Consider the following 12809-nt stretch of genomic DNA (forward strand, 5'->3'; position numbering starts at 1 on the left):
AAGATCCTGATTCCTGCCGAACACGGACTTCAACACGCCTTGGTCCACCTTCCTAGAAACGACCCTGCTTCTGCAGTCGGTTGTAGACTGCGGCCACCGGCCGGAAATTGGCTTCCGGTATCGGCCGGCCGAGCGCACTGCCCTTGAGCAGCGCCCGGGCGAGTTCCCGGTCTTCCACGACCGGAATTCCGTAGAGAAACGCAAGGCGCTTCAGGCGAAGCGCCAAGCGATCCGTCCCGAGCGATACCACCTGCGGCGCGGCCATCTGCCGCGGATCGTACCGCAGGGCCACGGCGACGTGGCGCGGATTGACGATCAGCACGTCCGCGTCCCGAATCGCGCGCAAGCTAGTGCTCATCTTGACGAACTCCGCATGGAGTTGCTTGCGCTTCTGCTTGAGCCGCGGCTCGCCTTCCCGGTCGCGCGCTTCGCGTTTGACCTCGCGCCGGCTCATCCGCATGCGCTTTGCGAAGGCGCGGCGGTTGATGATCTGGTCGAGAACGGCGAAGAAGATGGCAGTCAGCGCGAAAGCGGCGAGCAGCCTGAGGCCGGTTCGCGCAAGCAGCAGGCCGAGGCCGAGAGCCTCGTCGGCGCGATTTCTGACGGCCCATCGAATAACCAACCATCCGACCAGCGCATAGACGAACAGCTTCAGGGCGTTCTTGGCGGTTTCGATGAGCAGCTTGAACGTGAACAGCCGTTTCAATCCCTGGATCGGATTGAGCCGGTTGAAGTCGGGCTTCAACGGCTGCGAGGAGAAGACGATGCCGGTCTGGAGTATCTCGAACAGCAGCACGACCAGCAGAACGGCGCCAGCCAGCGCGGCTACGGGGCGCCAGATCATCTGGACGAGCATTCCCGCCGCCGCGGCCGCCGCGTGGGGATCGTCGGCAAGGCCGGGGGCGCTGACAAGCGCTCGTCGCATCATCTCGCTGAGCGATGCCCACAGGGCGGGGCCGGTCATCCACATATAAGCGAGGAAGGTGGCGAGGCCGGTGAGGAAGCCGAGGTCCATGCCCCGCGCGACCGTACCTTTGCGGCGCGCCTGGTCGAGCTTGAAGGGGGTCGCAGCCTCGGATTTGTCCTGTTCGGTCTCTTCCATCGGTCAGATCAATCGCGGCAGCGTTTCGAGGGCGATGGCGAGCATGCGGGCGAGGAGCGCGGCGCTGAGGCCGAAAACCAGAGGGAGCACTGCCAGCAGGGCAAGTGTCTTCACCTGGAAACCGAGCACCAGCACGTTCATCTGAGGCACCGTCCGAGCAAGCAGGGCGATCACAACGTCGATCAGAAAGAGCGCAAGCGCGGCCGCTCCGGCGAAACCGAAGGCAATCAGCGAAACAGTCGAAAGGAGACCGGCGAGCCGGTCGGTTGGATCGGCCATGACCCAATTGCCGAGCGGGACTGCGTCGAGCGATGCGACGATGAGTCTGAGCAACTCGAGATGGCCGTCCGTCGCGAAGAACACCGCTCCAGCTGCATAGGCAAACAGCGTGCCGACGAGCGGCGTTTGCGTTCTCGTGGTCGGGTCGACCAGCACGGCTAGCCCGAAGCCGGCCTGGATATCGATCGTGCGGCCGGCGAGGTAGAGCGCGGCAAAGACCAGCTGAAAGGCGAGCGCGAAGAGGCCGCCGAGCAGAAGTTCGCGGGCCGATCCAAGGAGCAGGCTTGCAAGCGAAAGATCCCGGACCAATGCCGTTGTCGGCATCGCCGCTGTGGTCGCCGCCGCCAGTCCGAGCGCGAGCAGCAGGCGGACGAGCAGCGGCGCGCGGACCAGGGAGAATGGCGGTCCCCAGGCGAAGGTCGGCGCGATGCGGAGGCTAAGCAGCAGGCAGGACGCCAGCCAGGCAGAGATGGCGGTCGCAGGCACGATTGGTTAGCCAAGCTGTGGGATGAGTGCGATCATGGTGATGGCGAATTGGGTGAGGCGGGCCAGTAGCCAGGGGCCCAGCAAAGCGAGCATTAGTGCGCATACGAACAGCTTGGGTACATAGCTGAGGGTCATTTCCTGCAGCTGCGTCGCAACCTGCAGCACGCTGATGACGAGGCCGGTTACGAGCGCAGCAATCAGAATCGGTCCGGAAATGACAAGGCTGTTCCACAACAGCGCATTCATCAGGCCGAGAGCCTTGTCACCATCCACCGAATTTCCCCTGTGCCCCAACTCCAGCATAGAGCCACGCGAGGCAGATGCCAATGTGATCGTGTTGAACATCGCACCGTAACAATCTGCAGCTGGAACAGATCGTCCGGGTGAGATGACGTTTTCCGCTTTGTTCGGAGCACAGTTGCTATCCTGGATCGCCCTGCCAAAGCGCAAGTGAAAAATCACCTAAACGGAGGCCTTCGGTCTGAGTGTTTTTGCGACACACACCTTTGGATTCCGGAAGCGCAGGAGCGGGTCTGATGGTAAGCCGGAGGTGTAGCGGCGCCAATCTGGGTAAGCGGCTTGTCCAGTCATCGTTCGCTGTCAGCTAAGCAGCTGAACGACTGGCATTGGGTCGCGTTGAGGCTGCCGGTCGTCAAGCAGGAGGCAGATGTACAGCTATCTGGCTGAAGCGAGCCTAGCGGGTCGTTGATCCGGTGAGATAGTGTTCCCACGCATCCATCAGTCCACGCCGTCGCTCGATTGCGGTTCCGCGACGATAAGCGCGCTCGGCTTTGTTGCTGATGGTGTGGGCCAAAGCCTGTTCCACGAGATCCCGTGGGAACTCGGTGGCATCGCCAGCCCAGTCCCGAAAGGTGCTCCGCATCCCATGGGTCGTGACGCTCTGGCCCATTCGTCTCAGAAGCATCGCCATGGCCATGTTGGAGCGGGCAGCACCACCGACCGCGAAGATGAGGTCCGTTGCCGCTGGCGCTTCCGGCTTCAGTTCCAGTAAGAGCGCGATGGCCGCACCGGACAGCGGAACCACATGCTCCGCGCCGGCCTTCATGCGTTTGGCCGGGATCGTCCAAAGCTTTTGATCGAAGTCGATCTCGCCCCACGTTGCACCAAGCGTCTCGCCCGACCGTGCAGCGGTCAGGATCGTGAATTCAAGCGCTCTCGCCGCCAAGGCGGTGCGCTTGCGCAACTGCGCCATGAAGGTGGGCGCATCGCGCCAGGGGAGCGCCTCGTGATGACCTCGGGTGAGCTTCGGACGGCGCGGGAGAAGGACATCCAGATGGCCCTTCCATTGAGCCGGATTTGGGGCGTCGAGAGGGCGCAATCCGCGGGCCTTGGCAGCAGCGAGGATCCTTTCGATTCGGCCCCGCACCCGGCTGGCGGTTTCGGATTTGGAGAGCCAGATGGGTTGCAGCACCGCAAGGACATCCTCCGTGCAGATATCCTTGATCGGCTTGTCCTTGAGGCTTCCGGCATGGTCGCGGAGTGAATTACGCCATTGCTGGCGATGGATATCGTTGCGCCACCCCTCTTCCACGCTCGCGATATAGGTCTCGGCGAAGGCTCCGAAGGTGATGACCTCCGGCGCCGGTGTCAGAGGCTTGGGCGCGATGACCTCGCGCGGATCGATGCCGGTGGCGACAGCTTCGCGCATGTCCGCTGCCAGCTTGCGGGCGGTGACAAGCGGGATGGCAGCTTCTGCGCCAAGGCCGATCTCGGTGCGCTTGCCATGACTCGCGGTCATGAACACCCAGGAACGTGCGCCACCCGGCGTGATCCGCAGATACAAGCCTCCACCGTCAGCATGGCGTCCCGGCTCCTTCAGGGAGGCGACCTTGCGCGCGGTCATTCGGTTGAGGGCTCTCGACATGAATGCGTCCTTGTCCGTCGAACCATCGTAACCGAAATCCGTGCCCACTTCCATGCCCACTTTGAGATGCGCTTCGGTGGGATATCGTGGTATAAGGTGAGCAATCGCAGCGGCAGTACGCTATGAATAAAATGTATGTAAATCAGCTAATTGCTTAGAAACAGACGGTGTCATGGGAGAGGATGAGTTCTCTCTAATTCTAAGGACTCCGTCTCCGCCAACCGCCTTCCGCAATATCCTGATTATAGACGAAATTCGGACAAAGCCGGATCTCACCCAATCCTCTTCGAACTCGTCGGCTCACGCTGGATGATCGCTGTGCGTTATGGAGCTGTCAGCGTCCGGTCATGAGCGTCGGTGAAGCAGGCTATTCACCGGAGGGCGCAGTTCGTAGCATAGGGCATGACATCGCCGACCGCCCCTGGTTACGAGCTACTTGATCCGCGCATCAACGCAGCGGAGGCGCCGTACACTTTCTTCCTCCCTCGGGAAGCGGAGTTGGCCGCCATCTCGGTGGGGGATCATGTACAATTGATGTTCGAGCACATGCCTCCTGACCAGAAGTGGGGCGTTGAGCGGATGTGGGTGAGCGTAGAGGAAGTGAATAATGATCAGTTGGGCGGTGCGCTTGCGAGTAAGCCGTTTGAGCCGACTGCTACGGTCAAACTCGGCGATAATGTCCAGTTCGCGCGATTTCAGATAATCGGGATAGATTGGCGGGACCCGGACGAGCGCCTCTATTGAGCGGGGTGTCAGATATCCTGTAAGGATTGGAGAGGGTCTCATTCTTGAGAAGAAGGGACTCGACGATGCCAGGAGAGAGCAAGCTGGAGCTGTTGGACGGGCTGCTATCCCGGCTGAGCAAGCCCGAGGATTTGCTGGTGCGGGAGGATTGTTCCGGGATCTGGAGAAGGCTCTGAGGGAACGGGCGCTTGGTCGATGAAGCGCACGCCCGTCAGTTTCTCCGAGATCTCCCAGAGGCGCGCAGCGACGCTTTCATCGAGTGCGCGGGATGGGATTTTGGCAGCGCCCGGATAACCGCGGATGCCACCCAATCCGTTCGGACCGCAATAACCCCCTGGCTTTGCTTCGGGCGCCGTCGCGGCGAACAGCGTCGGGAGTGCCCCTCGCGAAGCTGATTGAAAGAGAAAGGGCAGGTAGGTTCGGATGCGACCCTGTATGCTGTCCGGACCTGCCCCGTTATGGATCAGGTCGGTGCGGGAGAGTCCCGGATGGGCCGCAATGCTCGCTATCCTCCACCCGGCGGCAATGCTGCGGCGCTGCAGCTCGAATGCAAACAGAAGGCACGCGAGCTTGGATTGCGCGTAACTTACCATGGGGCGATAAGCGCGTTCGGCGTTAAGGTCGTCGAAGGCGATCACGCCCTGAAGGGCCGCCACGCTCGATACAGAAATGACGCGCGAAGCCGGGCTGCGGCGCAGCACGGGAAGCAAGTAAGCCGTTAACGCGAAATGGCCGAGATAATTGGTCCCGAGCTGCAGCTCAAAACCATCCGCGGTGACCTTGCGCGTCGGAGGCACCATCACGGCCGCGTTGTTGATGAGGATATCGAGCCGCTCGTGCTCACGCGTCATCTTTTCGGCGAAGGCGGCGACGGACGCGATTTCCGCGAGGTCGAGCAGCTCGAACCGCGCCTTCGCATTTGGTACATGCGAGCGGATCTTTTCGAGCGCCTCGGCCCCTTTCCGCGGGTTGCGGCCCGCTATGATCGTGTCGCAACCCGCGCGGGCAAGCGCGAGGGCATCTTCGAATCCCAGGCCACCCGTGCCCGTCACCACGGCCACGCGGCCATGTTGCGGAGGGATATCGGACTCGGTCCAACGTCTCATGATGTTCGCCTTTGCTGAGGAAGTTGCGCGGCATTTTCCTCACAAAGCTAAGCCCCGGCCGCCAAAGCTCCATGCCTGAACCCGGAACTTACTTGCCCAATCCTCCATCCGCTGCCGCTCTGGCGGCCGTCGTTAGGATCAGCGAGGTGTGGCCTGCGCCAACAATGCCTTGAAGTTCATCACGTCGCGCTTGGGCGCCGTGCCGAACGAACGCGTATATTCCCGGCTGAACTGGGACGCGCTTTCATACCCGACCTGATATGCGGCCTCGGAGACATTTGCAGCATCGGACAGCATCAGGCGGCGGGCTTCAAGAAGGCGCAGCTGCTTCTGGTACTGCACCGGCGTCATCGACGTCATGGTCTTGAAGTGGTGGTGGAAAGACGACGGGCTCATCCGAGCTACCTCGGCCAGATCCTCGACGCGCAGCGGTTCGTTGAAATGATCTCGCACATGGTTGATCGCCTTGGCGACGCGCTCCGCATGCGTGTCGGGCAGCGCCAGCTTTGCGATCTCGCTTCCGTAGGGCCCGACCAGCAGCCAATAGTGGATCTCGCGCATGATGGAGGGGAAAATAACGGGGATCGCCGGGGCGTTCTGCATCAGCCGAACAAGCCGCGTCAGACAATCCGCAAGGGCTTCATCGACCTTCCCGACGAACACGCACGGGGAAGATCGGCTGTTCGGCACCGGGGGCGTCGCGATCTGCTGCAGCACGTCCCGCAGGATGGCGGTGTCGAACTCGATCGTGATGCCGAGATAGGGATTGTCCGGCGTTGCGCCTACCATCCGCCCGATTGCCGGAATCTCGACGCTGACGACGAGACACTCCATTTCCGTATAGTATAGCGTGGTCTCGCCGAAGAGGATTTCCTTGGCGCCCTTGAAGACGACGCAGAGCGAGGGCCGATACATGTTCGCAATCGGCATAATGGTCTGGGAGGAGCGGACCAGATTGACCCCAGCCATACCGGTCTCGAACAGGCCCTGTCCTCCACCCCTTTGCTCGATCAGATCCAGGACGGCCGACATCAGGGCTGGCGGCGTGGGAGTCCGTGGGCCGTCGACCCCGCCTGGAGGAAAAGGCAAGATTTCTGCGGTATTCGGTATTCTGATCATCGACCGATCCCTCTAGCTTGAACGTGCCCGATCAAGCGAGAAAATCAAATTATGCCAAGTCAGCCGAAAGCGTCAAGGTCCTTCGGCGATAAAAATAGATAAATGCGTCGCCATAACGACGCAAAATTCTATCTGTCATCCGGTTTATTGCACATATTCGTGACAAAACTGAGTATGATACTCGATATGATCTGCAATTTGTACTATAGTTACTTTATGTGCGCGTAAAATATGCTGCATATAATGTAAATTATTACATAGACATGCGCCGGAATTGACGCAAAGGACGCTTTTGCGAGCGCGGCGCAAAGCCGCTGCTCGATGGTTTGTGTCCATAAGGGCGAATTCCGGTACGAGGCCCATTCGGGCGTGCCTCGGCCCGTCCGTCGTGCGCTGCCTCAGGTCGGCGCTCGGTCGCCGTGGGCGGTCTTCGTCGCAACCGGGAGCGCCAGCTACGCCGCGCTTCGCTAAAGCCGGACCGCTTTCCCTCGGTGGGACATACAGGCGACTTGGGTCCATTCCGATTACACCCGCACCTATTTTCGGCATTGTGCCCGCGGAGGTCGCACAAAGCGTTTCGCGGCTTATAAGGCCATGACTAGTTGGCCGCAGCATAGCTGCAGCCGCTACCCGCGCGGGTACAATGTTAATTAATGTACCCTATCGACGGATTGGTTGATGAGAATGGACTTCAATGATTAGAGTGCGCCTGCAAGGGCGTCGCAGCGGGATTCGTGAGAGGCAATGGACGAGTTTTTCCTGCGGTGGGGTGGAATTATCATCGCCGTGTGCATGCTTTTGGCGGTCAGCATGATCGCCATGTGACGGAACGGAGGCTTCTCGTCCGATCAATTTTCCCCCGGCACCACTCCGGGGGGCTCACTCGGCGCCTCATCATGCGATTGCCCTTCATCGATGTCGGCAAATCGCGCGACGAGCGTGGGGCGACGCCATTATGATACGTGCTTCGGCCGGTCCGGCCACATCTTGGCTCGATCACCCTGTCGATTTGCCCAGGCAAGGGCCGGTATCATTGCCCGCACTTTATTCAGTCGGCCGTCCGCCAGCAGGAGATATGACGGCGCTGACGAAGATCGCAAATAGAATGAGACCGGCTTCGTTGCTCACTTCTATTCGCCAATCCTCGCCCTCCCAGAAGGAGTCGCCTTGCTCCCGAAGAAGATCGCCAGTGAGTTTCGGGAGGTAGTTTCTGGCCGCATTAGGGCCCTCAAGTTCGATACTGACATGATCCGAACTCGGCCTGCCGTCGAATATCCTGAAATGATAGCGCGGCATCGACCACCCCTGGCACTGCAAGGCTCCCAAAAGTGAGTCACGGTATAAACCGAATAACCCATGTTAGTTCCCCAAAAACAAAGAGCTCTTGGTGCGCATGCCTGCCGGGACGGCGAGGCTCCGTGACACGGTGCTGATCCACGCGGGGCATCTCAATCCGACACGCATCTGACGGTTGCCGGGCGGGCGTGACAGCGGCCTTTTGCCAGCATCGGACCCGCTGAACCTGCAGATCATGCGGTATTGCCACCGCTGCGAACAGATCGATATCAAGAATGATGAGATTTACGAACACCGTGTTGCTGAAGCTGTTCGGCCGCCGCGCCGCCGTCATGAAGGGGCAGGTTCATACCGTAACGATCATTTTTGAATGCGAAGCATTGGCGGGAGGCAGCTTGCGGCGTTGCGACACGAGCGCGCTGGAGAAAGAAATTCAGGCGGTGATGGGCGATGCCGGCGAATGCGATTGGTTCGAGCAACGGCCTGCCGAATGCAGGCTGCATCTGCGTGGCCCCGACGCAAACTCGATCTTCTCACGCATAGAAGGCGTGCTTCGGCAAAATCCACTGACGGCGCAGGCCACCGCAGTCCTACGGAAAGGGGGTGTCGGCGCACCAGAGCAAAGGATAAGCGTAGGAAAGTTGGCAAAATCTCGCGAGGCGGGACCGGTCCATTCCGACGGGATGCCCCAGACGTAAACATGGGTGCTTCGGCCCGGGGAAAGCTGGGATGGCAGATCGTCCACCTTCCACTCAGTGAAGGCGGGCCGCACCATTATCCAGCAACATATCGACGGTTCGAACAACCTGGGTCAGGCCGACAGGTTTTTCGAGAAGAGGAATATCCCTGAATTCCGGGGGAATTGCCCATTGATCATAGCCGGTGAGGAAGAAGAAGGGGATGCCCTCCTTCCGAAGCGCCCGCGCGGCGGCAAAAGTTTGCCCGGCGCCGAGGTTGAGATCCAAGATCGCCAGATCCGGCGGTGTGCGGTTAATCGCGGTTATGGCGCTGGCTTCGGAACCGAACGGACCGATTATGTTGGCGCCGGAATTCTGCAATGCCTGGCTTACTTCGCTGGCAATGAAATAATCGTCTTCCAGAACGAGGACATATCTGCCGGTCAAACCAAATTGATCCATGATTTTACCCTTCGGGTCAAGTGACCAGAATTGGCTATAATATTTTGGAATTCTAGCCCCGCAGCTACCGAAATATCGGACTTCAAGCAATTAATCCGCTATAATTCTGCAGTATATCTACGGGCGATGTCAGTTTATAACGACCATAAACAATCCTTTGCGAGATTATTATGGATCCGTAATGTATTAAAGGTCCAAACCGGATGTAGATTTGGTCGTGCCGTGTGGCTGCTCGTTCGAGATCGATTTTCGAGCTTCGCCGGAAGTCGTCCATCGTCATGAAGCAAAATTCAGTTTCTGTAGGGATATAATGTCACATACGGCCGGCTAACATCATGGCAGGTCGCGTTGCGTGAAAAGATAAAAATCGGGTCGTGGGGATCTATGTATTTTGTCCGGAAATTATATCGCGCGGTGCGAGGCTGCGCACGGGTCGGGCATCTGCCCGACAGGAATAGAGTCAGGAAAAGAGCAGGCGACATCTACTCTCGCTGCGATGTTTGTGGCGTAGAGCTGATTCGCTTCGGGCCAGGCGACTGGCGCCCTTCCGCGATCGAAATCGACCGGCAACCTCGCCGGTCCGCTTAAATTCGCCGCGCAGTTGCCGGCAGCGGTATCAGCATGCTCGCATCCTGCGCACGGCCTTACCACGGAATCCGTGGCGGCAAGAAACTCAGGGAAATTTCAGCCTTAACCTGAGTTATGTCTCGGTCTGAACTGGAGGACCCGTGGTGACGAGCACCATCCCGGCGACGTCACCGGCCGCCGCCACGCGCGATGGCGACCTGAGACGGTCCAGGCGGGCGCTTCAATCGCTCAATTTCTTCATGGCCGATATGCAGGCTGGCATCGGGCCCTTCCTTGGAGTCTTCCTACAGCAGCGAGGTTGGACATCGGGGCCGATCGGCACCGTCATGACCGCTGGCGGCGTCGCAGGCATGTTGATGACAGCGCCGGCAGGTGCCTTCATCGATCACACGCACCGAAAACGGTGGATCGTCGTCATCACCGGCATCTGCACGGTGCTGGCCTCCTTTCTCATCCTCTGGTCCCAATCGTGGCAGGTCGTCACTGTCAGCCAGATCGCCACCGCGATCGCCGGCGCCGCTATTGGCCCGGCGGTCGCCGGCATGACACTTGGCATTTTCCGGCAGAAGGGTTTCAACGCGCAGAACGGTCGGAACCAAGCCTATAACCACGCCGGCAACATGGTGGGTGCGGGGCTCGCCGGCTGGCTGGGCATGAAACTCGGCATACCGGCGATCTTCTGGCTGGCGGCGGGCTTCGGTGTCATTGCCATCGCTTCGGTCCTCTCAATCCCCGAGCGTGCGATCGATCATCAGGCCGCCAGAGGACTGGAGCACGGCCGGGAGCACGACGGAACTGATGAAGCAGAAGGCTTCAAGGTTTTAGCGCGCAACAAACCCATGCTCATTCTGGCCGCGGCGCTCGCCTGCTTTCACCTTGGCAACGGAGCGATGCTGCCGCTCTATGGTCTTGCTGTCGTCGGCGCGGGCAAGGGCGATGCCGCGATGTTCACGGCAACGACGGTCGTGGTGGCGCAGGCTGTGATGATCCTCGCCAGCATCGCGGCGATGAAGGTTGCTGCCGGACGCGGCTATTGGCTGGTGCTGCTCGTGTCCTTCGCGGCGCTGCCGGTTCGCGGCGTAATTGCAGGTACCTTCATCGAACATTGGGGCGTGTGGCCGGTACAGGCCCTCGACGGCATCGGGGCGGGGCTGCAGAGCGTTGCGGTGCCCGGGCTCGTCGCCTGTCTGTTGAACGGCACCGGTCGCGTCAATGTCGGCCAAGGCGCGGTCATGACGGTGCAGGGCGTGGGAGCCAGCCTGTCCCCCGCGATCGGGGGCTGGCTCGCGCAGGAACTGGGCTATCCGGTCGCCTTCTACATCCTCGGCAGCTTCGCCGTCGCCAGCGTCGCGCTATGGGTAGGCTTCGCGAACACGCTGCGTCCCGCCTGCAGGGCAAGGGCCACCGACGCTTCTGCAACCAGGACGAGCGTGTCCGGATGACGGCCGCGATCGGCGCGACGTGGGCGATTGCGGGGATCTCCACCGCGGGTGTCATCGGACGCCCGATGCGCTGGCCCGAATGGATCTGGGCGGTGGCGGGCGCCATGCTTCTCGTTGGCGCGGGGCTGATGCCGGTAGAAGCCGCAGGTGAAGCGATCGCCAAGGGCCTCGACGTATATCTCTTCCTCACCGGCATGATGTTGCTGAGCGAGACAGCGCGCGAAAATGGGGTCTTCGACTGGGTGGCAGCGACTGCCGTGAACCACGCACACGGATCGACGGCCCGCTTGTTCCTGCTCGTCTACATCGCCGGCGCCGTGGTCACTGTCTTCATGTCCAACGACGCCACGGCCGTCGTGCTTACGCCCGCCGTCTTCGTCGCGGCTCGGAAGGCAAGAGCCGATCCGTTGCCGCTGCTGTTCGCCTGCGCACTCATCGCCAACGCGGCGAGTTTCGTCCTCCCAATCTCCAACCCGGCCAATCTGGTGCTCTACGATGGGCAGATACCGCCGCTCGCAAAGTGGATCGGTTCGTTCGCGCTCCCGTCGCTGGCGTCTATCGTCGTCACGTTCCTGGTTCTCCGGCTGGTCGAGAAGAAACGGATCCGCGGCAACTGCGAATATGATGTGGCTCGGGGACCGTTGTCGTCCGGCGGCAGGCTTTCTATTGCCGGCATCATCTTGACCGCGATCGGCCTGATCGTGGCGTCCGCTCTGGACAAGCAACTCGGGCTGCCGACCGCGATCGCTGGATTCTCGACGGCCCTGTTCGTGAGCCTGACCGGGCGACGATCCCCGATCCCGATCGTTCGGTCCGTGTCCTGGGGAGTGCTGCCCCTCGTCGCGGGGCTGTTCGTTCTCGTCGAAGCGCTCGATCGAACGGGAGCGATCGCGATCATTTCAGATCAGCTGAAGGGCATGGCAGCCAATCCGATGAAAGCCGCGGCCTCCTCCGGAGCTGCGCTTGCCGTTGCAACAAACCTGATAAACAATCTGCCGGCAGGCCTGATAACGAGCACCGCCGTCGCCCGGGCGGCTCCGCCGCGAATCGTAACCGATGCTCTGCTGATTGGAGTCGATCTCGGTCCCAACCTGTCGGTTACCGGTTCCCTGGCGACGATATTGTGGCTGCAAGCCATTCGGCGCGAAGGCGAGGACGTCAGTTTCTGGCGTTTCCTGAGGGTGGGTATCTTCGTGATGCCTGCTGCACTGGCCGTCGCCCTTAGCGCACGAATTTTGACGGGATGAAAAGGCGCTGGGCGACCATACAGGACAAAATCCAGCTGCATCCCCGGCTCGCTTTCAGATTGAGAACCTCTTTCCGAGACGGAATGGATCCCGATCGAACAACACGCGCCGACGGAGGTAAAAGAGCCGACACACCTGACGATGCGCCGGCTCTTCGCTTGGATCTGTGGGAATCGATCAAAGCGTCGTTCTGATGACACAGAAGCGATCCCGGAAAAAACTATATCGACTGTATAGTTCTTAATCGCTCGTCCCTATCCGAAAGAGGTAGGGAGGCTATCCCGAAGAGGCCTTCCCTATTGGACGATAGTTGCCGGATTGCTGACGGGAAGCGGCCTTTCCCTTCGTGAATCCCGGAGTGCTGCATGATCCTTTG

12 protein-coding genes are annotated in these 12809 nt (G+C 60.4%); 4 read left to right on the forward strand and 8 right to left on the reverse strand.

The genetic code is table 11. The features are described from left to right. Nucleotides 1-52: 52 nt before the first annotated feature. From GQY20_RS02160 to GQY20_RS02175, 4 genes are all read right to left on the reverse strand, one after another. A complete protein-coding gene (locus GQY20_RS02160) occupies nucleotides 53-1102 on the reverse strand; it encodes an EscU/YscU/HrcU family type III secretion system export apparatus switch protein (protein ID WP_157215392.1) in 1050 nt (349 codons plus the stop codon). 3 nt (nucleotides 1103-1105) lie between these two features. Then, nucleotides 1106-1867: a flagellar biosynthetic protein FliR gene (locus GQY20_RS02165; RefSeq protein WP_157215393.1), complete on the reverse strand. Its 762-nt coding sequence runs from the start codon at nucleotides 1865-1867 to the stop codon at nucleotides 1106-1108. A gap of 6 nt (nucleotides 1868-1873) precedes the next feature. Beyond that, complete coding sequence (locus GQY20_RS02170; RefSeq protein WP_232475845.1) at nucleotides 1874-2212, reverse strand: flagellar biosynthetic protein FliQ; 339 nt, start codon at nucleotides 2210-2212, stop codon at nucleotides 1874-1876. A 349-nt stretch (nucleotides 2213-2561) separates the two neighbouring features. Beyond that, a complete protein-coding gene (locus tag GQY20_RS02175) occupies nucleotides 2562-3806 on the reverse strand; it encodes a tyrosine-type recombinase/integrase (RefSeq protein WP_232475846.1) in 1245 nt (414 codons plus the stop codon). A 348-nt stretch (nucleotides 3807-4154) separates the two neighbouring features. On the opposite strand from GQY20_RS02175, the gene GQY20_RS02180 reads away from it, so the two are divergent. Beyond that, nucleotides 4155-4496 (forward strand): DUF2314 domain-containing protein, encoded by a 342-nt coding sequence (locus tag GQY20_RS02180; protein WP_157215394.1) that lies wholly within the window; start codon nucleotides 4155-4157, stop codon nucleotides 4494-4496. 104 nt (nucleotides 4497-4600) lie between these two features. Here the strand turns inward: GQY20_RS02180 and GQY20_RS02185 are convergent, their stop codons facing one another. From GQY20_RS02185 to GQY20_RS02195, 3 genes are all read right to left on the reverse strand, one after another. Beyond that, entirely contained in the window at nucleotides 4601-5602 is a 1002-nt protein-coding gene (locus GQY20_RS02185) for an oxidoreductase (protein WP_157215395.1), read from the reverse strand. Nucleotides 5603-5740: 138 nt separating this feature from the next. Next, the gene (locus tag GQY20_RS02190; RefSeq protein ID WP_157215396.1) at nucleotides 5741-6721 is read right to left on the reverse strand and encodes an AraC family transcriptional regulator; all 981 of its coding nucleotides are present in this window, start codon (nucleotides 6719-6721) and stop codon (nucleotides 5741-5743) included. Between the two features lie 1044 nt (nucleotides 6722-7765). Further along, nucleotides 7766-8017, reverse strand: coding sequence for a DUF6894 family protein (locus GQY20_RS02195; protein WP_157215397.1), 252 nt, complete (start codon nucleotides 8015-8017; stop codon nucleotides 7766-7768). A gap of 275 nt (nucleotides 8018-8292) precedes the next feature. On the opposite strand from GQY20_RS02195, the gene GQY20_RS02200 reads away from it, so the two are divergent. Next, complete coding sequence (locus GQY20_RS02200) at nucleotides 8293-8715, forward strand: hypothetical protein (protein ID WP_157215398.1); 423 nt, start codon at nucleotides 8293-8295, stop codon at nucleotides 8713-8715. A gap of 54 nt (nucleotides 8716-8769) precedes the next feature. On the opposite strand, the gene GQY20_RS02205 is transcribed toward GQY20_RS02200, so the two are convergent. Next, nucleotides 8770-9156, reverse strand: a complete 387-nt coding sequence (locus GQY20_RS02205) for a response regulator (RefSeq protein WP_157215399.1) — start codon at nucleotides 9154-9156, stop codon at nucleotides 8770-8772. A 731-nt stretch (nucleotides 9157-9887) separates the two neighbouring features. Between GQY20_RS02205 and GQY20_RS02210 the strand changes: the two genes are divergently transcribed. Then, nucleotides 9888-11186, forward strand: a complete 1299-nt coding sequence (locus tag GQY20_RS02210; protein ID WP_232475847.1) for an MFS transporter — start codon at nucleotides 9888-9890, stop codon at nucleotides 11184-11186. Further along, complete coding sequence (locus tag GQY20_RS02215) at nucleotides 11183-12433, forward strand: arsenic transporter (RefSeq protein WP_157215400.1); 1251 nt, start codon at nucleotides 11183-11185, stop codon at nucleotides 12431-12433. Before GQY20_RS02210 ends, GQY20_RS02215 begins: the two co-directional genes overlap by 4 nt. Nucleotides 12434-12809: the final 376 nt, after the last annotated feature.

It is taken from the genome of Flavisphingomonas formosensis (assembly GCF_009755815.1).
Lineage (GTDB): Bacteria > Pseudomonadota > Alphaproteobacteria > Sphingomonadales > Sphingomonadaceae > Flavisphingomonas > Flavisphingomonas formosensis.